Origin of the sequence: Micromonospora sp. WMMD1219 (assembly GCF_049315215.1) — a bacterium.
In the GTDB taxonomy this organism is placed as follows: domain Bacteria; phylum Actinomycetota; class Actinomycetes; order Mycobacteriales; family Micromonosporaceae; genus Micromonospora; species Micromonospora tulbaghiae.
This window is the reverse complement of the sequence record NZ_CP186057.1, coordinates 400,426-419,498: the sequence shown is the minus strand read 5'-3', so window position 1 is coordinate 419,498 and position 19,073 is coordinate 400,426. Positions and strand designations below refer to the sequence as shown.

21 protein-coding genes are annotated in these 19,073 nt (G+C 73.7%); 9 read left to right on the top strand and 12 right to left on the bottom strand.

The window, feature by feature from the left end:
* Nucleotides 1-84: 84 nt before the first annotated feature.
* The 3 genes from ACN27C_RS01955 to ACN27C_RS01945 are packed head-to-tail and all read right to left on the bottom strand — an operon-like array spanning nucleotide 85 to nucleotide 2,283.
* A complete protein-coding gene (locus ACN27C_RS01955) occupies nucleotides 85-1,266 on the bottom strand; it encodes an endonuclease (protein WP_422750289.1) in 1,182 nt (393 codons plus the stop codon).
* Nucleotides 1,267-1,306: 40 nt separating this feature from the next.
* Nucleotides 1,307-2,008 (bottom strand): LysR family substrate-binding domain-containing protein, encoded by a 702-nt coding sequence (locus ACN27C_RS01950; RefSeq protein ID WP_422750288.1) that lies wholly within the window; start codon nucleotides 2,006-2,008, stop codon nucleotides 1,307-1,309.
* Entirely contained in the window at nucleotides 1,969-2,283 is a 315-nt protein-coding gene (locus ACN27C_RS01945; protein ID WP_422750287.1) for a LysR family transcriptional regulator, read from the bottom strand. The genes ACN27C_RS01950 and ACN27C_RS01945 overlap by 40 nt, the downstream gene beginning before the upstream one ends.
* A 38-nt stretch (nucleotides 2,284-2,321) precedes the next feature.
* On the opposite strand from ACN27C_RS01945, the gene ACN27C_RS01940 reads away from it, so the two are divergent.
* Entirely contained in the window at nucleotides 2,322-3,203 is an 882-nt protein-coding gene (locus tag ACN27C_RS01940) for a serine hydrolase (protein ID WP_422750286.1), read from the top strand.
* 141 nt (nucleotides 3,204-3,344) lie between these two features.
* Nucleotides 3,345-4,346 (top strand): MBL fold metallo-hydrolase, encoded by a 1,002-nt coding sequence (locus ACN27C_RS01935; RefSeq protein WP_422750285.1) that lies wholly within the window; start codon nucleotides 3,345-3,347, stop codon nucleotides 4,344-4,346.
* A gap of 9 nt (nucleotides 4,347-4,355) precedes the next feature.
* On the opposite strand, the gene ACN27C_RS01930 is transcribed toward ACN27C_RS01935, so the two are convergent.
* From ACN27C_RS01930 to ACN27C_RS01920, 3 genes are read right to left on the bottom strand one after another with little or no spacing between them, the layout of a single operon-like run.
* Nucleotides 4,356-5,111, bottom strand: a complete 756-nt coding sequence (locus tag ACN27C_RS01930) for an FkbM family methyltransferase (protein ID WP_422751710.1) — start codon at nucleotides 5,109-5,111, stop codon at nucleotides 4,356-4,358.
* A 13-nt stretch (nucleotides 5,112-5,124) separates the two neighbouring features.
* Nucleotides 5,125-6,840 carry a sulfatase gene (locus tag ACN27C_RS01925; protein ID WP_422750284.1) on the bottom strand — a complete coding sequence of 572 codons (1,716 nt, stop codon included), beginning with the start codon at nucleotides 6,838-6,840 and terminating at the stop codon, nucleotides 5,125-5,127.
* Nucleotides 6,837-7,652 (bottom strand): CDP-alcohol phosphatidyltransferase family protein, encoded by an 816-nt coding sequence (locus ACN27C_RS01920; RefSeq protein WP_350814066.1) that lies wholly within the window; start codon nucleotides 7,650-7,652, stop codon nucleotides 6,837-6,839. The genes ACN27C_RS01925 and ACN27C_RS01920 overlap by 4 nt, the downstream gene beginning before the upstream one ends.
* A 158-nt stretch (nucleotides 7,653-7,810) precedes the next feature.
* On the opposite strand from ACN27C_RS01920, the gene ACN27C_RS01915 reads away from it, so the two are divergent.
* Both ACN27C_RS01915 and ACN27C_RS01910 read left to right on the top strand, forming a co-directional pair.
* Nucleotides 7,811-8,323: an ArsR/SmtB family transcription factor gene (locus tag ACN27C_RS01915; RefSeq protein WP_357897798.1), complete on the top strand. Its 513-nt coding sequence runs from the start codon at nucleotides 7,811-7,813 to the stop codon at nucleotides 8,321-8,323.
* Between the two features lie 32 nt (nucleotides 8,324-8,355).
* Nucleotides 8,356-9,447, top strand: a complete 1,092-nt coding sequence (locus ACN27C_RS01910; RefSeq protein ID WP_422750283.1) for a serine hydrolase domain-containing protein — start codon at nucleotides 8,356-8,358, stop codon at nucleotides 9,445-9,447.
* A 13-nt stretch (nucleotides 9,448-9,460) separates the two neighbouring features.
* Here the strand turns inward: ACN27C_RS01910 and ACN27C_RS01905 are convergent, their stop codons facing one another.
* From ACN27C_RS01905 to ACN27C_RS01890, 4 genes are all read right to left on the bottom strand, one after another.
* Nucleotides 9,461-10,882: an amino acid permease gene (locus ACN27C_RS01905; protein WP_422750282.1), complete on the bottom strand. Its 1,422-nt coding sequence runs from the start codon at nucleotides 10,880-10,882 to the stop codon at nucleotides 9,461-9,463.
* Nucleotides 10,883-11,002: 120 nt separating this feature from the next.
* On the bottom strand, nucleotides 11,003-11,707 hold the full coding sequence (locus tag ACN27C_RS01900) for a YqeB family protein (protein ID WP_120571436.1): 705 nt from the start codon (nucleotides 11,705-11,707) through the stop codon (nucleotides 11,003-11,005).
* Nucleotides 11,708-11,709: 2 nt separating this feature from the next.
* Nucleotides 11,710-12,495 (bottom strand): ABC transporter permease, encoded by a 786-nt coding sequence (locus tag ACN27C_RS01895; RefSeq protein ID WP_350814070.1) that lies wholly within the window; start codon nucleotides 12,493-12,495, stop codon nucleotides 11,710-11,712.
* Nucleotides 12,492-13,391 (bottom strand): ABC transporter ATP-binding protein, encoded by a 900-nt coding sequence (locus ACN27C_RS01890; RefSeq protein WP_121684553.1) that lies wholly within the window; start codon nucleotides 13,389-13,391, stop codon nucleotides 12,492-12,494. Before ACN27C_RS01890 ends, ACN27C_RS01895 begins: the two co-directional genes overlap by 4 nt.
* Before the next feature lie 132 nt (nucleotides 13,392-13,523).
* On the opposite strand from ACN27C_RS01890, the gene ACN27C_RS01885 reads away from it, so the two are divergent.
* The 3 genes from ACN27C_RS01885 to ACN27C_RS01875 all read left to right on the top strand — a co-directional run bounded on the left by ACN27C_RS01885 (nucleotide 13,524) and on the right by ACN27C_RS01875 (nucleotide 16,057).
* Nucleotides 13,524-14,762, top strand: a complete 1,239-nt coding sequence (locus ACN27C_RS01885; protein ID WP_422750281.1) for a sensor histidine kinase — start codon at nucleotides 13,524-13,526, stop codon at nucleotides 14,760-14,762.
* Nucleotides 14,735-15,430 (top strand): response regulator, encoded by a 696-nt coding sequence (locus ACN27C_RS01880; RefSeq protein WP_422751709.1) that lies wholly within the window; start codon nucleotides 14,735-14,737, stop codon nucleotides 15,428-15,430. The genes ACN27C_RS01885 and ACN27C_RS01880 overlap by 28 nt, the downstream gene beginning before the upstream one ends.
* Before the next feature lie 108 nt (nucleotides 15,431-15,538).
* Nucleotides 15,539-16,057: a hypothetical protein gene (locus ACN27C_RS01875; protein ID WP_422750280.1), complete on the top strand. Its 519-nt coding sequence runs from the start codon at nucleotides 15,539-15,541 to the stop codon at nucleotides 16,055-16,057.
* Between the two features lie 182 nt (nucleotides 16,058-16,239).
* On the opposite strand, the gene ACN27C_RS01870 is transcribed toward ACN27C_RS01875, so the two are convergent.
* Complete coding sequence (locus ACN27C_RS01870) at nucleotides 16,240-17,019, bottom strand: D-Ala-D-Ala carboxypeptidase family metallohydrolase (protein WP_120571431.1); 780 nt, start codon at nucleotides 17,017-17,019, stop codon at nucleotides 16,240-16,242.
* A 257-nt stretch (nucleotides 17,020-17,276) separates the two neighbouring features.
* On the opposite strand from ACN27C_RS01870, the gene ACN27C_RS01865 reads away from it, so the two are divergent.
* Both ACN27C_RS01865 and ACN27C_RS01860 read left to right on the top strand, forming a co-directional pair.
* Nucleotides 17,277-17,918, top strand: coding sequence for a DUF6642 family protein (locus tag ACN27C_RS01865; RefSeq protein WP_091419014.1), 642 nt, complete (start codon nucleotides 17,277-17,279; stop codon nucleotides 17,916-17,918).
* A gap of 32 nt (nucleotides 17,919-17,950) precedes the next feature.
* Nucleotides 17,951-18,415, top strand: coding sequence for a PPOX class F420-dependent oxidoreductase (locus ACN27C_RS01860; protein ID WP_030272926.1), 465 nt, complete (start codon nucleotides 17,951-17,953; stop codon nucleotides 18,413-18,415).
* Between the two features lie 16 nt (nucleotides 18,416-18,431).
* Here the strand turns inward: ACN27C_RS01860 and ACN27C_RS01855 are convergent, their stop codons facing one another.
* A complete protein-coding gene (locus ACN27C_RS01855) occupies nucleotides 18,432-19,073 on the bottom strand; it encodes an NAD(P)-dependent oxidoreductase (RefSeq protein ID WP_120571428.1) in 642 nt (213 codons plus the stop codon).

The window sequence follows — 19,073 nt, the reverse complement described above, 5'->3', positions numbered from 1 at the left end:
GGCGCGTCCGTGCCGACTGCCCCCGGCCGTGCCAACCGGATGTCTCTACCCGCTCGCCGCGCTTCCTCACATCGGGGACGAGCGTCAACCCCAGATCGAGCGCGCCCACTCGGGGTGGTCGACGAACGGGTTCCGGTTGCCCTGCCAGCGCTCGTAGATGCGCTGGTTGCGGCGCTTCTCGAAGGCGTCCGGCGGATCCTGGTCGTTCCAGGCCAGCAGCTTCGACAGCCGCCCGAGCCGGGGCGCGGAGCCGTTGGAGACCGAGTCGTTCGGTTCCAGGTCCGGCCAGCCGTCGCCGCCCTCGTACCGGATCGCCATGTAGAGGATCATGCGGGCCACGTCGCCCTTCACCGCGTCGCGCGGCTCGAACGAGTCGGCGTCGGTGTAGCAGCCGGGCGCCTCGGCCACCGCGCCGCCGCCGGCGTCGAAGTCCTTGTTGCCGCGCGACGAGTTGACCGACACGTCCTCCGGCCGCAGGTGGTGCACGTCGGTGCCGGGGCCGGTGGCGGTGCCGAAGTCGCCGTGCGACTTGGCCCAGACGTGCTCGCGGTTCCAGTCGTTCGCGCCGCCGCCGTTGCTGGTCTTGCTCTGCGAGCGTCCGCTGTAGAGCAGGATCACGTTGGCCGGGTTGGCCGGATCCTGGTCGGTGTCCTTGAGCGCGTCCCACACCTGGTCGTAGCTGAGCTTCGTCTGCACCTTGATGATGCCGTGCAGCGCGGTGCGCAGCGCCGGCCCGGTCTTGCCGGCCGCGGCGGCGTAGTAGGCGTCGGGCACGGCGGTGCCGGTCGGGCTCGGGGTCGGGGTCGGCGTGGGGCTCGGCGTGGCGCCGCCGCCGAGGCTCATCGCGGTCGGATTCTTCAGCCCGCCGTGGCTGAAGTACGCGGTGAGCGCGCCGGTCGCGGTGACCTGCCGCCCGCGCAGCGACGGGTTGGTGAGCAGCCCGAAGGTGCTCCGCCAGGCGGCTGTCACCTGCACGTAGAGCATCCGGCTCGTGCCGGTCTCGCCGGCCTGGTCGGCGAGGGCGATCGCGGTGTCCGCGGTGAAGCCGGAGGTGAGCACCGTGGTGGTGGCGGTGGGCTGGCCGATGACGTAGCCGGTGACGGTGGCCGTCCGGCCGTCCTGGGCGGCGAGCGCCTGCGCCACGGTCAGGGGCGTCGCGGCCGACGCGGCGCCGGTAACGCCGAGCGGGATCCCGACCGCGACGGCGAGCACGACCGCCGCGATCAACCGCCCGGGTCGCGAGCGGGTGACACGCTTCATATTCATGATCAGCGATGTTAGTCGGATCGAGGTGAACTGCGGGAGGTCAGCGGGCCGACTTTTCGTCCCGGCCGGCCTCGAACAGCACCGGCCACGGCCGGGCCGCCGGGGCGAGGAGCGCCGGCCCGCCCGGTTCGTCGGGCGCGGCGAGCGTCTCGGTGGCGAGGTGGCCGAACATCGGCGCGGCCGGGTGCGCCGCCCGGATCGGCCAGGCCGCGGAGATCCGCCGGACCAGCGGCGTACCGGTGATCGGTCGCCACGCGACACGTGGTTCCCGGCGGGCCAGCGCGGCGGGCTCGACGGCGACCGCGCCGCCGGCCAGGAGCAGACCGAACAGGAACTCCGGGTTGCGCGCGGGGCGGACCCGGGCCGGGGCGAAACCGTGCTGCCGGCACACGGTCAGCAGGTGCTCGTGCCAGCCGGGCGCGGTGACCGGTGGCGCGGTGACCAGATCCATGCCGGCCAGGTCGGCGAGCGCGATCTCCCGCGGCCGGGCCAGCGGAGAGGCCCGGGGCAGCAGCACACCCACCGGCACGTCCACCGGCTCGCCGAAGCGCAGCCCGGCCCCGTCGACCGGATGGTGCAGCAGGCCGACGTCCAGCCGCCCGTCCGCGAGCATCCGGTGCTGCTCGGCGCTCGTCAGTTCGTGCAGGTCGAGGGCGAGCCCGGGTGCGCGGGCCGCGAGCGCGTCGAGCAGCGCGCGCAACGTCACGGCCGGGGTCTCCGGGGGTACGCCGGCACGCAGCACCCGAGCGCGCCCCGCCGGACCCGCTCGGCGAGGTGACGCAGCCGGCGTTCACCGGCCAGCAGTTCGTCGGCCTCGCCGAGCAGCAACTGGCCGGCGGTGGTGAGGCCGACCTGGCGCTGCGACCTGTCGAACAGGGTGACGCCCAGCTCCCGTTCCAACCGCTGGATCGACTGGCTCAGCGGTGGCTGCGCCATGCCCAGCGTCTCGGCGGCCCGGCCGAAGTGCAGTTCCCGGGCGACCACCACGAAATGCCGCAGGTGCCGCAGCAGGTCCATCCGGGCACCCTAGCGTCGCCGCTGGTTACCGTGTCGGCGTGGATGCGGGGGAGCGGGTCGCGGAGATCTTCGGGCGGGCCGGGTTGCGAGGTTGCCTGCACGTCGTGGACGTGGACGACCCAGCCGGCGGTGAGGTGGCGCTGCGCGCCGACGAGCAGATCGTCATCGCGTCCATCTTCAAGATCATGCTGGTGCTGGAGTTCGCCCGGCAGGCCGCCGCCGGGCAGCTCGACCCGACCGAACGGGTGGTGGTCGGTCCCGCCGACCGGCTCGGCGGCTGGGGTGTGGCCGGCTGCGCCGACGACGTCGAGATCTCCCTGCGTGACCTCGCGTACCTGGCCATGTCGGTGAGTGACAACACGGCGGCCGACCTTCTGCTGCGCCGGGTCGGCGCGGACGTGCTGCCGATGCTGGCCGCGGAGCTGGACCTGCCGCGCACCCGGATCGTCGGCGGCCCTCGGCAACTCGTCGAGACGATGCTCTCCGACGTGGGCGCACGCACCGAGGCGGACTTCGCGCGGATCTTCCCCACCCTGTCGCCCGAACGGATCCGCGCGATGCGGGTCTTCGACCCCGAGCACACCAGCTCCAGCACCGCCCGCGAGCTGACCCGGCTGCTCCGTCTGGTGTGGCGGGACGAGGCCGGGCCGGCGCCCGCGTGCGCCATGGTCCGGGAACTGATGGCACGGCAACTCTTCTGGACCCGGCTGGCCGCCGGCTTCCCACCCGGGGTCCGGGTCGCCGGGAAGACCGGCACCCTGCCGGGGCTGCACCTCGAAGCTGGCGTCGCGGAGTACCCCGACGGTCGCAGGTATGCGATCGCGGTGGCGGTACGTACGCAACGGCTGGCCGCCCGCCGGATCGACGTGGACCTGGCGATGGGGGAGGCGGCCCGCACCGCTGTCGAGTCGTTGCGCTGATCCGGCTCGGCGCATCGGCGCTGACCTGCGGTGATATCGGTCCGGATATCGGTCGTTGCGCTCGTCGATCTTGGACATCGGCATCAGTCGGGTGGTGGGCTGGGCCTACCGATCACCGATCCCGAACGGGGAGGACGACACATGCCCGAGAACCGGCCGTCCGGCTACGCCCGCCGTCGATTCCTGCGCGACACCGCCGTCGGCGCCGCCGCCGTCTCCACCGCCGGACTCGTCGCCGCCGCCCCGGCGGAAGCGGCCGGGCCGAGCCCTGCCGCCGTGCCGAGCCGCGCCGCCGGCGGTACGCGACGCGGCGGCGCGGTGACCTTCCGCTGGTGGGGGACCTCCGGCTGGCGGATCGACATCGGGGACCGGACGGTGCTCGTCGACCCGTACCTGAGCCGGTACGACACCGGGCTGTTCCGCAAGGCGTTCGACACCGGCACCCCGCTGACAGTGGCCGCCGACGTGGTCGACCGGCTCGCCGACCGGGCGGAGAACATCTTCGTCACCCACACCCACTGGGACCACTTCAACGACGTGCCGCACATCGCCGCCCGGACCGGTGCCCGGGTCTTCGGCACGCTCACCGCCTATCACCTCGGCCTGGCGTACGGGCTGCCGACCGGGCAACTGGCCCCGGTCAAGGGCGGCGAGGTGCTCGACTTCGACGGGTACACGGTGGAGGTGGTCGGCTCGCTGCACAGCCGCAACGCCACCTGGTCGATGGCCTTCCCCGGGGTACGGGTCAGCCGGCCGCCCCGTCCGGAGACGATCGCCGACCTGCCCGAGGGCGACACGCTGGCGTACCAGATCCGGATCGACGGCGGCCCGTCCGTGTTCTTCATGGGCGCCAGCGACTTCGACGAGCGCAAGCTGAGCGGGCTCGCCCCGGACGTGGCGATGGTCGCGTCGGCGTCCACCACGGCCACCGCCGACTACGTGCCCCGGCTGATGGCCGCGCTGGATCACCCGAAGGTCGTGGTGCCGGTGCACTGGGACAACTTCGAGACGCCGCTCACCAACCCGCCGACTGTCGCCGCGAACGACCGGGAACGCCTCGACGCCCTCGTCGCCGAGGTGCGCCGGGTCTCGCCGCGCAGCCGCGTGCTGGTGCCCGAGTACCACACCGCGTACCGGTTCTGACGGCGTCGCTCAGGAGACCGCCAGCCGGGCGTAGACGTCGCCGGAGCGACCGGCCGGGCGGTACGTCTCCAGCAGGCGAACCAGCTCGGCCGCGTCCAGCCACCGGTCGCTCGCGAACCGCATGGTCTCCACCGGCGAGTAGTTGTAGCGGTAGCCGCCCGCCGTCGCGCCCAGCCGTTCCACGAGATCCAACGCGGCCAGCGCGGAGTCGTGCGCGGGCGGCAGGTACTCGAAGGACAGCCCGCGCACCGGGTGACTCAGGCCGGACAGCACGTCGACCTCGAAGCCCTCGACGTCGACCTTGCAGAACGCCGGTACGCCGTGCCGCGCGATCAGGTCGTCCAGCGTCACCACCGGCACCTCGACCGACCGGTCCCAGCGGACCCCGGCGAAGCTCGGGTCGGCGGTGACCGACTCGATCCACGACGACGACATGGTGGACACCGTCGGCGTCGCGCTGGACAGCTCCAGCCGCGCGCTCCCGGACCGCGCACCGACCGCCGTCGGCTCGATCGTCACGTCGGCGTCCCGCCCGAAGCCCAGGCGCAGCACGCGCAGGCAGTCCGGCTGCGGCTCGACAGCGACCACCCGCGCGCCCAGCCGCCGCCAGGTACGCACCCGGCCGCCCACGTGGGCGCCGATGTCGAAGCCGAGGTCGCCGGGGGAGAGAAACTGCCCGTAGAGCTGCCGGGCACGCCGGTGCTTGGCCGGCTGACCGTGGTAGACGGCCAGGGAACGGGTGATCCCCCAGGCCCGAGCGAGCATCGTCACGACATCCCTAACTGTGAGTGGTGGACTTCGGTCCGTACGCGTTCAGGAACCGGTCGCGGAACGACTCCATCGGCCAGACCGGGGCCTGCGGGCCGGGGTTGAGGCCGTCCTGCCACCCCCACCCGGCGATCCGGTCGAGCACGGCCGGGTCCTTCGCGACGACCGTGATCGGCACGTCCTTGCCGGCGCCCTCGCCGGTGACCGCCCGGGCCGGCTGGTGGTCGCCGAGGAACACGAGCACCAGGTTCTCGTCGCCGTACCGCTGGACGTAGGAGATGAGCGTGCGCAGCGAGTAGACAACCGCGCGCCGGTACGCCTCCCGGGTGCCCTCCGCCGAGCGGTCGGCGCGTGCGGTCCCCTTGTACACCGAGCCGTCGCCGACGTCGTCCCAGTCGACGAGCGGCGGTACCGGCGTCCACGGCACGTGGCTGGACAGCAACGGGATCTCGGCCATCACCGGGGCGTGCCCGGGTCCGCGCTCGCGGCGCTGGAACGTCGACAGCGTGTACTGGTCCGGCGGTGAGGAGAAGCTGAACAGCGGCCCCCGGTAGCCGAGTTCCTTCATGCCGTACACCTGGTCGGGGGAGAAGAAGTCGGCCTCCGGCCAGGCGCGGGTGAGCGCCGGCATGACCAGCGTGGTCCGCCATCCGGCGCGCTTGAACGCGCCGTTGAGGGTCAGGTGGTCGCTGCGGACCAGGTTGGTGTAGCGCAACTGGTTGTCCGCCCGGATGCCGCTCATCAGCGTGGCGTGCGCGAGCCAGCTTCCGCCGCCGGTGGTGGACGAGGTGAGGAACGCGCTGCGGCTGCCGTATCCGGCCGCGCGCAACTGCCGGGTGCCCTCGTCCAGGACGGCGTCCACCTCCGGCGCGAGGTCCGGATCCTCCAGCGCGACCCGGCCGCAGCTCTCCACGAACGTGAACAGCACGTCCTTGCCGCGCAACGCGGTCAGCAACTGCTCGCCCGGCACGTCCTGGAACGGGTCGCCGGCGAGCTGCGTGTTCAGCGTCTCCTGGTCGTTGAGGCCCGCCCGTACCTGCCGGGCCCGGTCGTGGAGACCGGCCGCCACCGTGTCGGCGGCGACCGGGACGCCCGGCACGATCTGCGCGCCGAGCACGGCGCAGACCACCCAGGCGGCGGCGAACGCGGTGGTCGCGCGCGCGGTCACCACCCGGTGGCCGGCCACGACCCGGGTCACCCGCCGCACCGACAGCGTCACCAGCAGCGGTACGGCGAGGACCGCGACCACTGCCAGCGCCACCGCGCCCACCTCGGCGGCGCGACCGTACGACTCGGACAGGAACTCCGCGCCCGCGCCGAGGAACGTCCAGTCGGCGATCAGGTCGAAGGGGCGGTCCAGGACCAACGAGAACCCGAGGTCGGTGACCTTGAGGACGAGGACCAGGCCGAGCAGCGCGCCGAGAACCGTGGCCACGACCCGGCGCGGACGTGCCGGCAGGACCAGCAGCAGGGCGACGGCGATCAGCCCTTCCACCGGGATGCGCAGGAACGCGCCCGGGCTGAACTCGTTGACGTCGCTCGGCGCGACGAGCGCCACCAGCACGAGCGCGGCGGCGAGCGCGGTGACCGTGGCGGCGAGCACCCGCCGGGTGCGCCGCCTCCCCGGCACCAGCGCGTCACCGGTCGTGGTGCCGGTCTCGTTGTCGTCGGTCGTGGTGGCGTCCGGGGCGTCGTCGCCGTCCGCCGGGCGGGGCAGGTCGGTCACCGGTGCCGACCGCCGACCTCGGCGGGCTGGCGCGCGATCCGCACACCCGGCGTCCACTCTGGCCGGTGACCCGCCGGGGCGGGGGAGACCGGCGCGGCCGGGAGCGCGCGCGGCGCCGGGCGTACGCGGTGCCGCCACAGCCAGCCGACGTCACGGCCGAACGACTCGACCAGCAGCGCGAGCGCGCCGAGAAGCACCGCGACGGCGAGCGGCCGGGGCAGGACGCCCGCCGCCACCACCGCCAGCGCGATGCCCTGCGTGGCGGCGACCACCTTGCGCCAGTAGCGCGGCGGCAGCGACCCGCGCATCCACGGCAGCACCCAGCCGGCGGCGACGAAGACGTACCGCATCGCGCCGATCACCAGCACCCAGGCGCCCACCTGGTCGGCGACGTACCCGCAGAGGACCAGGACGAGGAAGGAGTCGACCTCCATGTCGAACCGGGCGCCCAGCGCGCTCACCGTGCCGGTACGGCGGGCCACCTGCCCGTCGACCCAGTCGAGTGACAGCGCCACCGCGCTCAGCGCGACCAGGACCGGCACCACGATCGGCTCGCGGAACGAGTCGACAGTCAACGCGGCCACACCGCCGGTGAGCGTCGCCCGGGTGAGCGTCACCCAGTCCGCCGGCCCGAGCCGGTCCGCGCCCGAACGGCGCAGCCCGTATCCGAGCGCCGCGACCGTCACCACCCCGAAGAGCAGACCGGCCAGCCAGCCGTACGCGCTCAGGCCGACCGTGCCGGCCAGGGCCGCGAGTACGCCGACCTGGAGAATCGCCCCCGCGAATGGATCAGTTCGAAGTGCGGACACCATGCCTCCGAGGTAGACGTCACGAACCACACCTGTGTACGGAGAACATGCCCGAACAGTTCGTTCTGATACCGGAAACGCGCCAGCAGAAGCAGCGGCACCCGCAGCTCCCCGCGTTTGTTCGCTTGAACGTAAGTACGTACTTCCGTACTATCGCTGCCGTGGCAAGCGTGGAGGAACGGCTCGCGGCCCTGGAGGCGCAGGTGGCCCGGCTGGCCGGCGAGCGGGACGCCGGAGCCGGCACGCCGGCCGGCGGGGCCGCGCCGACCGACGCCCTCTGGGCACTCGGCGGCCTGAAGCAGCGAATTCCCGCCGACGGTGCCGGTGCGGTGCTCTACACCGGCACCGTCCGCACCGGGGACCGGAACTACGACTGGCAGTACGGCGCCACAGTCGACGACCTGCTCGACGACGACTGGCCGGCACTGGCCGGCACACTCACCGCGCTGGCGCATCCGGTGCGGCTGCGGCTGCTGCGCGAGATCCTCGGCGGGCGGCGCGGCACCGCCGAACTGGCCGGCCTCGACGGGATCGGCACCACCGGCCAGCTCCATCACCACCTGCGGCAACTCGCCGCCGCCGGCTGGCTGCGCAGCGGCGCCCGCGGGCGCTACGACATACCGCCCGAGCGGGTGGTGCCGCTGCTGGCCATCCTCACCGCCGCCCGCCGTTGACCCGGCCGGCCACTTCGACGGAAGGCAGCCCCATGCGTACCCCGATCGTTCTCGCCGTCGCCGCCGGCCTCGCCGCCTCGGCGGTGGCGGCGGTCCGGAAGCCCCGGCCGCCCCGCCTGGGCCCGCAGCGGACCGGCGACGCGGACCTGGCCGCGACCGTCCGCGCCGCCGTCGACGACCCCGAAGGACTGCGCGGCCTCGCGGTGGCGGTGGTCGAGGGCGACCGGGTCCGCGTCGCGGGCCTCGGCGACCGGGCTCGCGGCGGGCCGGCCGTCGAACCGGGCACGCCGTTCGAGATCGGCTCGCTCGTCAAGCCGCTCACCGGAATGCTCCTGGCCCGGCAGGTGGCGGCCGACGTGGTCGACCCCGACGACCGGCTGGCCGCCGTCCTGCCCGGCGTGACCGGTCCGGCCGGTGAGGTCACGCTCGCCGAACTGGCCAGTCACCGGGCCGGGCTGCCCCGGCTGGCGCTCGACTCCGCGGGTGCGACGATCCGCATGTGGTGGGCGGCGTCCACGGCCGGAAACGCGTACGCCGGCTACGACGTGGACCGGATCGTCGCCGTCGCCGCGAACACCGAGCCGGGCGGAGACCGCGGCACCGTCTCCTACTCGAACTTCGGCGCGGCGCTGCTCGGCCAGGCGCTGGCGGCCCGGGCCGGCGTCCGCTACCCGGAACTGCTGCGCCGGGACGTGCTGCGTCCACTGGAGATGAACGCCACGCTGGCCGCCACCGAGGCCGGGCACCTGCCGGGCGGGCGGGCCGAGGGCGCCACCGCCGCCGGCCGGGCCGCCGACCCGTGGCTGGGCGCGGGCTACGCCCCGGCCGGCGTCGGAATCTGGTCCACGGCCGAGGACCTGGCCCGGCTCACCGCCGCGATGCTCGCCGGCACCGCCCCCGGCGCCGACGCCGCCACGCCCCGCTTCGACGCCGGGGAGGACCGCCGCGTCGGGTACGGCTGGTTCACCAGCCGGTACGGCGACCGGGAGATCGTCTGGCACAACGGGGGCACCAGTGGCTTCCGGGCCTTCCTGGGCTTCGACCGGGCCGCCGACCGAGGTGTGGTGGTGCTCGGCAACACCACACGCGACGTGGACCCGATCGGCCTGCGACTGCTCGTCTGAGGCGGCGCGGCGGTCACCGCGTCCGGTCGGCGGTGTCCTGCTCGCGCCGGGCCAGCGCCGAACGGCGGTAGCCGTACAGCGCGTAGACGACCGCGCCGAGCAGGAACCAGGCGCCGAACCGCAGCCACGTCACCGGGTCGAGGAACGTGATCAGCCAGATCGAGAAGATCACGCCGAGCGCCGGGACCACGGGCATGCCGGGGAGCCGGAACGTCCGCGGGGCGTCCGGGCGGCGGTAGCGCAGCACGATCACCGCCACGCACACCACCACGAACGCCAGCAGGATGCCGATGTTCGTCAGCTCGGCGGCCTGCCGGATCGGCAGGAAACCGGCGATCAGCGCCGAGCCGACGCCGACGATCCAGGTGACCCGGGTCGGTACCCGGCGGACCGGGTGGACCTTGGCGAACCAGCCGGGCAGCAGCCCGTCCCGGCTCATCGAGAACCACACCCGGGTCACGCCGAGCATGAACGTGAACATCACGGTGAGGATGCCGATGATCGCCCCGACCGCGATCACACTGGCCAGCCCGGAGAGCCCGACCGAGGCGAACGCGGAGGAGAAGCCGCTCTCCGGGTCGATGTCCCGGTAGTTCTGCATGCCGGTGAGCACCAGCGTGGCCAGCACGTACAGCACCATCGAGATGACCAGCGACCAGATGATCGCCTTGGGCATGTGCCGGCGGGCGTCTCTTGACTCCTCCGCGGCGGTGCTCATCGCGTCGTACCCGAAGACCGCGAAGAAGACGGTGGCCGCGCCGGTGATCGCGCCGCCGACGCCGAACGGGAAGAACGGCGAGTAGTTGGCCGTCTTCACGTGGAAGAAGCCGACCACGATCACCAGCAGCACGACGGCGACCTTGAGGCCCACCACGAACGTCTCGAACCGCGCGGCGGCCTTGATGCCCCGGGTCAGCAGGAACGCGATGAGCAGGCAGAGCACCACCGCGAACAGATCCACCCGGTGCCCGTCGCCGGTGCCCGGCGCGCCGAGCATCCACGCCGGCAGGTCCGCGCCCAGCTCGTTGACGAGGAAGCCGAAGTAGCCGGAGATGCCGATGGCCACGACGGCGACGATCGCCGTGTACTCCAGCAGCAGGTCCCAGCCGATGAACCAGCCGACCGCCTCGCCCAGCACCGCGTACCCGTAGGTGTAGGCCGACCCGGCCTTGGGGATCATGCCGGCGAACTCCGCGTACGACAGTGCGGCGGCGGCGCTGGCCAGACCGGCGATCAGGAACGACACCAGCACGGCCGGGCCGGCGGTCTCGTTCGCCACCGCCCCGGCCAGCGCGAAGATGCCCGCGCCGATGATGCCGCCGACCCCGATCGCGGTGAGCTGCCACAACCCCAGTTCACGGGAGAGGCCCTCGTCGGTCTCGTCGGCGATCTGCTCGACCGGCTTGCGCCGGAAGATGCCCTGTCCCACCGCCATGCCGGCCCCTCCCCGTCGCCCGCGTCGTACCGCCCCGGGGCCACCGCGTCCGACGAGCCGCGACCCCGCCATGGACGAACGTAGATCCTCGGCGCGAAGATCGCAGCGCGACGGCAGCGATCACCCCGGCGGCGGACCGGCGACCAGCCGCCAGTACTGCCGTTTGCCCTCGTCGCGGACCACGACGCCGAGCCGGGCCAGCTCCCCGTGCAGCTCCCGGGTCTCGGCGTCGTGGCCGCCGTCGAGCGCCCGCTGCCGGGCGCGCAGCAGGGCGTCCGCGCCGGGCGGCAGGCCGGGCAGCCCTTCCACCCAGCGCCGGTACGCGTCCCGGTGCGGGTCCTGGCCGGTCCACGGCCAGCCCTGCCGGGTGAACGCCGCGCGCAACCGCTCGGCGTCCAGGTCGGACTTCTCCCGGGCCAGCTCGCCGCCGGCGGTGTCCAGCAGCACCAGTGCCCTGCCGTCGACGAACACCCCGGCCACGTCGGCGCGGGCGAGGTCACGGCCGTGCCCGTCGCGGTGCAGCCGTACCGACCGGTGGCCGACCGTGACGGTCAGCCGCTCGCGGACCGCCACCACCGCCAGGATCAGGCCGCCGAGCACGCCCACCCCGATCCCGATCGGGTACGACCGCTCGTCCGGCCACCGGGCGAGCAGCTCGAACAGGCCCTGGAACGGGAACCAGGCCAGCCCGGCGATCCAGCCGGACAGCGCGGTCAGCCCGGCTGCCAGTCCCGCCCCGAACAGCGGGAATCCCGCCCAGAACAGCACCAGCTCGCCGCGTCCGCCGTCGACGACGACGTCCTCCCCGGGTTGCCAGGCGGCCACGGTCAGGACACCTCCCGGCGCATGGTGCGGACCAGGCCGGCGGCCAGCGGCAGGAGCACCCAGACGGCCAGCGATACGCCGAGCCGGCCCCACTGCCCGCCGGTCATCTCGGCGCCGAGCAGCGGCTCCATGGTGAGCGAGGTGTCCAGCCAGCGGGCCGGTTCCCGCAGCGCGGAGATCATCGCGGACAGCAGGCTCCACACGGTGGGCAGCAGCAGGTAGGTGACGATCGCCAGCGGCGTGTTCAGCAGCAGCAGGCCGAAACCGGCACCCATCAGCACGTTCACCACCTGGAACACGGCCGCGTGCGGCAGCAGTTGCCAGTCGAACGTCCAGGCTCCCGCCCCGCCGGTGGCGCCGGCGGCGAGCGTGCCGACGGCGGCGACCGCCAGGCTGACGAGCACCGAGGCGAGCGCGGCGAGCACCACCGCGGCGAGTTTGGCGACGATCACCCGCTCCCGGCGGGGCACCAGCGCGAACGTGGTGAGCGCGCTGCGCTGCGACCACTCGCCGGTGATGGAGAGGATGCCGAGCACCGGCAGGAGCAGCCCGACCGGCAGCAGCGACGGCGTGAAGAACGCGGTGAACGTCTGGTCCGGCGCGTCGAGGACGAACAGCTGCACCACCACGATCACGGCCGCGATCAGGCCGATCGCGATCAGCAACCAGCGCCCGGCCCGGGTGTCGGCGAGCTTGCGCAGCTCCACGGCGGTCAGCCGGGCCAGCGTCGGTCCGGCGACGGCGACCTCGGGTCGCGGTGGTGCAGGGCTGCGGGTGGCGGTGGTCATCGGACGGCCTCCTTGGTCGACGCGCCGGCGGTGAGGGTGAGGAAGAGCTGTTCCAGGCCGCCGCTGCCGGCCGGGCGCAGCTCGGTGAGGACCAGTCCGGCGTCCGCCGCGGCTTGGCCGACCTCGCCCGGCTCGGCCCGGACGACGAAGCCGCCGTCGGTGCCGGCGGTGGCCGGCAGCGCGGCCCGCTCCAGCGTCAGGCGCAGGGCGTGCGCGTCGCGGGCGCGGACGAGCGTGCCGGCACCCGCGAGCAGCTCGTCCTTGCCGCCCTGGGCGACCACCCGGCCGCCGCCGATCACCACCAGCCGGTCGGCCACCGCCTCCACCTCGCGCAGCAGGTGCGAGGAGAGCAGCACCGTGCCGCCCCGGTCGGCGAAGTCGCGCAGCAGGCCGCGCATCCAGAAGATCCCCTCCGGGTCGAGGCCGTTGGCCGGCTCGTCCAGGATCAGGACCCGGGGGTCGCCCAGCAGCGCCAGCGCCAGGCCGAGCCGCTGCCGCATGCCCAGGGAGTACGCGCCGACGCGGCGCCGGGCCGCGGTGTCGTTCAGTCCGACCTGGTCGAGTGCCGCCGCCACCCGCCCCCGGTCGACGCCCATGGTGCGGGCGGCGAGCGTGAGCGTCTCCCGTCCGGTCCGCCCGGTGTGCTGCGCCGAGGCGTCGAGCAGCACGCCGATCTCCCGCCCCGGGTTGGGCAGCTGCCGGTACGGGCGGCCGCCAACTGTCGCGCCGCCCGAGGTGGGCGGCGTCATCCCGCAGATCATCCGCATCGTGGTGGACTTCCCGGCGCCGTTCGGCCCGAGGAAACCGGTCACCGAACCCGGTTCGCACCGGAACGTGACGTCCTCGACGGCGGTGTGCGGGCCGTACCGCTTGGTGAGCTGGTCGACTTCGATCATGCCGTCGAGCCTGCCGGGGTCATCCGGTCACGCGCTGCGGCCGGCGGTCTGCGCCGCCGTCGACCTCGGTTCACCGAAGGCGTCGACTTTGGTAGCTGGTAGCCGGTCCGGACGGCTTCCTAGCATGGACGGGTGACCAGCGCCGCCGTACCCGATCATCCCTGGCTCCTGCCGGGTTCCCTGGTGCCCGCCCGGGCCGCCCGTCGGACGCCCCGGGACTGGTTCGTGGACGGCGTGCTGTTCGTGGCCTCGCTGCTCTGGGTGCTGATCACCCACGCCGACGTCACCAGCGCCACCCCGGAGTTCGGCCTCAACGCCGGTCCGGCCTGGCTGGAGGAGGTCGACCTGCTGATCGGCCTGCTGGTCAGCGGCGCGCTCTGGCTGCGCCGGCGCTGGCCGGTCGGGCTGGCGGTGGCCACCGCGCCGCTCGTGTTCTTCTCGGTCACCTCCGGCGTCGCGTTGCTCGTCATCACGTTCACCGTGCTCGTGCACCGGCCGCTGCCGGTGGGTCTGGCCCTGGCGGCGTGGAACGTGCTGAGCCTGCCGGTCTACCTCGCCGTCCGGCCCGACCCGACGATGCCGTTCTGGGGTTCGGTGATCTGGACCGCGCTGTTCATCGGCGTGGTGGTGGCCTGGGCGCTGTTCGTCCGGGCCCGCCGCCAGCTCGTGCTGTCGCTGCGCGACCGCGCCGAGCGGGCCGAGGCCGAGCAGCAACTCCGGCTCGACCAGGCCCGGCAGCTCGAACGCGGCCGGATCGCCCGCGAGATGCACGACGTGCTCGCCCACCGGATCTCCCTGCTCAGCCTGCACGCGGGCGCGCTGGAGTTCCGGCCGGACGCGCCGCCGGAAGAGGTGGCGCGGGCAGCCGGGGTGATCCGGGCCAGCGCGCACGCCGCGCTCCAGGACCTGCGCGAGGTGATCGGCGTGCTGCGGGCCGAGGTCGGCTCCGAGGCCACGCCGGAACGGCCGCAGCCCACCCTCGCCGACGTGCCCGCGCTCGTCGCCGAGAGCCGCGACGCCGGGGTACGGGTCGGCGTGGTCGACGAGGTGGCCGAGCCGGAGGCGGTGCCTGCGGCGATCGGGCGCAGCGCGTACCGGATCGTGCAGGAAGGGCTGACCAACGCCCGCAAGCACGCACCGGGCGCGGTGGTGACGGTCCGGCTCGCCGGCGGCCCGGGGGACGGGCTCGCGGTGGAGATCCACAACCCGTGGCCGGTGGGCGCGTCACCCACCGCGATCCCCGGCACCGGCACCGGGCTGGTCGGGATCGCGGAGCGGGTCACCCTCGCCGGTGGCCGCCTCGAACACGGGCGGGACGCCGACGGCGCGTTCCGGCTGACCGCCTGGCTGCCCTGGGCGGCGGCTCAGTGAGCGCGCCGCTGCGGGTGCTCATCGTCGACGACGACCCGCTGGTCCGCGGCGCGCTGTCGATGATCCTCGGCGGCGTACCCGACCTGGCTGTGGTCGGCGAGGCCGCCGACGGTGCCGAGGTGCCGGCGGCGGTCGCCGCACACGCCCCGGACGTGGTGCTGATGGACATCCGCATGCCCCGCGTCGACGGGCTGGCCGCCACCGAGGCGCTGCGTGCCACAGCGGAACCGCCCGAGGTGCTGGTGCTCACCACCTTCGACGCCGACGAGCAGGTGCTGCGGGCGCTGCGCGCCGGGGCGAGCGGATTCCTGCTCAAGGACACCCCGCCGGCCGAGATCGTGGCCGCGGTACGCCGGGTCGCGGCGGGGGAGGCGACGCTGTCCCCGGCGGTGACCCGCAAGCTCATCGCGCACGTCACCGGCACCGCGCCGGTGCCCGGCGCGGACCCGAAGCGGGAACGGGCGGTACGGCTGCTCGACGGGCTCTCCGAACGGGAACGGGAGGTCGCGGTGCTGCTCGGCCGGGGCCGGACCAACGCGGAGATCTCCGCCGAGCTGTTCATGAGCGTGGCGACCGTGAAGGCGTACGTGTCGCGGCTGCTGACGAAGCTCGATCTGAACAACCGCGTGCAGGTGGCCCTGCTGGTCCAGGACGCCGGCCTGGTCTGACTCGCCGCACGGCGGGATTGAACTGCTGCCGTTCTCCGGCCGTACCAGTGGTCGAGGATGTGGTGCGGCCGTTCCGCCGTACCGCTGCCGAGCTGCGGGAGGCCTGCCGTGCGAGTTGGTGAGCAGTCGACGGACCCCATCGACCAGATCCTGGGCGAGGTGCCGGTACCGGCGCCGTTGACCCCCGAGGACGTCCGCCTCGCGGTCCGGGCGGTGGTGGTGCACGCCGCCGAGGAGTGGCCCGCGGGGCCGAAGTGCCGCAACGACGGGTCGTCGTTCCCCTGCCGGTTGCATCGCTGGGGCCGGCGGGTGCTGGAGACACACGGTCTCAACGACCGTCAGATCGACGCGCTGATCCGGCACGGCAACCCGTTCGTGCACGTGCCCTTCCCGTTCGTGCTGACCGGCCCGTCCGGCGCCCGTCCGGCCGCGGGTCAGGTCGCCCGTCCGGCCGGTCAGGCGGGTCGGCCGGGCGTACCCGGTCAGGTCGCCCGTCCCGGCGCCGCGGCCCAGGCGGCGCGCGGTCCGGTCCCGCGGGCCGCGACGCCGCCGGTGCGGCCCGGTCTGCGCCCTGTCGCCGGGCGGCCGGCTCCCGCCGCCCGGCCCCGCTGGCCCCGGGCGAGCTGACTCCCGCCGCCCGGTTCCGGGCCGACCGCCCCCGGGCCCGCCGGCCCGGGTGAGCTGACGCCCGGCGCCCGGTTCCGGTCGCGTCGACGCCCCGTCGCGGAGCGGCGTCGGTCGTGCCGGAGCATGCCGGCGGCGGCCCGGCCGGGGAGCCCCCACCCCCGTGCCGGGCCGCCGTCACCGTGTCACTTGACGCCGCAGTCCGGGGCGGACCAGTCCCTGGTGTTCGGCGCCTTGTCCCGGTTGTTCTCCCGCCGCGAGTCCACGTGCGTGTGGTCGTCGTGGTCCGGGTAGCCGGGCCCGTAGATGCCGCTGAAGCCCTGGTCGCGGGCGGATCGGGCGATGTCGCAGAGGCTGCGGTGCTTGGCGATCAGGTCGGCCGCGTTGCCGTAGAGGTGCTGGCTGTCCGCGGCGCCGCCGACCTGCCGGTTGCAGGCGATGCTGCGGAATCCGCTGGTCACGTAGAGCGGCTTGTCGCCGAGGCTGCGCCGCAGCGCCTCCAGCTTCCACATGGTGCGCAGCGCGTTCTCCCGGGTGGCCGACGAGGAGAGCGGACCTCCGGCCCACCCGCCCTTGCCGCAGCCGTTGTCCAGCTCGGCGTAGCTGAAGTGCTTGGGCGTGCAGTCGCTGTCCTTCTGCAGGTCGTAGATCTTGGCGAACGTCTGCGGCCCGGCCACGCCGTCGGCGCGCAGCCCGTACGCGGCCTGGAAGCGCTTGACCGCGGCGGCCGTCTCCGGGCCGTACACACCGTCGACCCGGACGATGCCGCCGTACGCGGCCCAGCCGGCCACCCGGATCTGGAGCTGCCGGACCTCGGCGCCGGAGCTTCCCTGGGACAGCGTCCGCTTCCAGGTGTAGCAGCCGTCGGCGTGCGCCGGTGGCGCGGCCACGACTGTCGCCACGGCGGCCCCGGGCAGGGCCAGCGCGAACGCGACCGCCGCCCGCTTCAGGGTGTTGACGCGCACAGAGTCCTCCCGATGTCAGAGCGGAACTGGGATGGGACGGGCACATCGACCGGTACGTCCCGTCTCTCTCACCGTGACAGGTGCGAGGATTCTTCGTGGTGATTAGCCGAAATTGTTCTCACTTCGGCGGTTTGCTGGATATTGCCTGTGAATAGTGCCTGTTTGCGTACGCGCCGCCGGGTGTCGCCCGTCGGAGGTGAGCGGTAACGTCTGCTCCCGGACCCGGGCGGCGACCTCGACGGGCGGGGAGGTGGGCGTTGGCGCGTGGCGGCGTGTTCTGCGTCGAGGGGCAGTGGCACCGCGACCTCAACGAACGAGGATCCGTCCTGCCCACGCTCGACCTGCTCGAACGGCTCGGCCGGATCCGCTACATCCACAAGGACGCGGCCACCCGCGACGAGCTGTTCTACTTCGTCGACCGGTGGTTGCTCAAGCAGTACGCGGATCACCGGGTGGGCTTCTTCGCCATGCACGGCGAACCGAGCCGCCTCTGCCTCACCGACTGGGACTCGGTCGAGCTGTCGGACGTGGCCGAGCGGATGGCCGGCCGCTGCGAGGGCCGCCGCCTCTACTTCGGCAGCTGCTCGGTGCTGCGCGCCTCCGACGCCACGCTGCGCGAGTTCCTCGACGTCACCGGCGCGGCGCTGATCTGCGGCTTCACCCGCGAGGTGGACTGGGTCGAGTCGGCCGCCTTCGAGACCGTGCTGCTCGACGTGCTGGCCAACGGTCAGCGGCACAACGCCGCCGAGGTGCGGATGCGCTCGGCACACTGGGCGCCGCTCGCCGCGTACCTCGGTTTCCGGGTCATCTACGCCAACGGCCGTGCCTGGCGGCCCTCGGCCCGCCCGCGCGTGCCGGAGCAGGTCACCGCGCAGCGGGCCGCCGGACGTCCGCGCTGAGATCGACCGGCGGGCCTGGTAGAACCGAGGGCATGGCACGCAGCATCGCGAAGAACACCCGGGTCGACCGGGACGCCCTGATCGAGTTCCTCCGCCCCCGCCACCACGTCGTGCTCATGACCACCCGCTCCGACGGTCGTCCGCAGTCCTCCCCGGTGGCCTGCGGCGTGGACGCCGAGGGCCGCCTGGTGATCTCCACCTATCCCGAGCGCGCCAAGGTCGCCAACATCCGCCGCGACCCGCGCGTCTCCGCGTGCGTGCTCTCCGACGACTGGAACGGCCCGTGGGTGCAGGTCGACGGCGTGGCCGAGGTGCTCGACCTGCCCGAGGCGCTGGAGCCGCTCGTCGAGTACTTCCGCAGCATCTCCGGCGAGCACCCGGACTGGGACGAGTACCGGTCGGCGATGGTCGCGCAGGGCAAGTCGCTGATCCGCGTCACGATCGAGTCCTGGGGTCCGATCGCCACCGGCGGCTTCCCCGCCCGGCTGGCCGACTGAATCGGTACGCGCCGGATCAGTACGCGACGGTGAACCGGGTGTTGCCGAACCGGGGATTCTCGATCTCGTCGACGATCGCCACCGCCAGGTCCTCGTAGGTGAGCACCGAACGGCCCTGCGCGTCGGTCACCGGGTGGTCGGTGCCGGTGCGGTAGTGACCGGTCCGCTCGCCCGGGTGGAACTCCAGCGGCGGCGGGGAGACGTACGTCCAGGTCACCCCGTCGGCACTGGAGCGGTAGAACTCCAGCGCGTCGGCCTGGCCGTGCGCCGAGTCCCGGTACTCCTCCGGGAAGTCCGGCTCGTCCAGGTAGCGGGTGCCCTTCGGGGTGAGCAGCGTCGAGCCGCCGCCGACGTGGATCACCCGCGGCGGATCCGGCACCTCACGCAGCGTGTCGACCAGCGTCCGCGCGGCGTCGCGCCACAGGTCCCGCTCGCCGCCGCCGATGGCCACCACCAGCACATCCGCATCCTCGGCCAGTTCGCGTACGCTCCGCGCCGAGGTCGCGTCGCCGGTCACCGTGCGTACGCCGGTGGGAAGGTAGCCGACCGCCTCCGGACGGCGCACCGCCGCTGTCACCCGGTGCCCCCGCTCGACCGCCTCGGCGGCGATCCGCGAGCCCGCCGTCCCGCCGGCGCCGAACACGACGATGTCGCTCAT

Coding starts and splice junctions, on each gene's coding strand:
- ACN27C_RS01860 (WP_030272926.1), top strand. CDS start 17,951: ATGGCACGCAGCATCGCGAAGAACACCCGGGTCGACCGGGACGCCCTG.
- ACN27C_RS01905 (WP_422750282.1), bottom strand. CDS start 10,882: ATGGCGGTGGGACAGGGCATCTTCCGGCGCAAGCCGGTCGAGCAGATC.
- ACN27C_RS01855 (WP_120571428.1), bottom strand. CDS start 19,073: ATGAGCGACATCGTCGTGTTCGGCGCCGGCGGGACGGCGGGCTCGCGG.
- ACN27C_RS01895 (WP_350814070.1), bottom strand. CDS start 12,495: ATGACCACCGCCACCCGCAGCCCTGCACCACCGCGACCCGAGGTCGCC.
- ACN27C_RS01930 (WP_422751710.1), bottom strand. CDS start 5,111: ATGCTCGCTCGGGCCTGGGGGATCACCCGTTCCCTGGCCGTCTACCAC.
- ACN27C_RS01945 (WP_422750287.1), bottom strand. CDS start 2,283: ATGGACCTGCTGCGGCACCTGCGGCATTTCGTGGTGGTCGCCCGGGAA.
- ACN27C_RS01890 (WP_121684553.1), bottom strand. CDS start 13,391: ATGATCGAAGTCGACCAGCTCACCAAGCGGTACGGCCCGCACACCGCC.
- ACN27C_RS01955 (WP_422750289.1), bottom strand. CDS start 1,266: ATGAATATGAAGCGTGTCACCCGCTCGCGACCCGGGCGGTTGATCGCG.
- ACN27C_RS01920 (WP_350814066.1), bottom strand. CDS start 7,652: ATGGTGTCCGCACTTCGAACTGATCCATTCGCGGGGGCGATTCTCCAG.
- ACN27C_RS01910 (WP_422750283.1), top strand. CDS start 8,356: ATGCGTACCCCGATCGTTCTCGCCGTCGCCGCCGGCCTCGCCGCCTCG.
- ACN27C_RS01935 (WP_422750285.1), top strand. CDS start 3,345: ATGCCCGAGAACCGGCCGTCCGGCTACGCCCGCCGTCGATTCCTGCGC.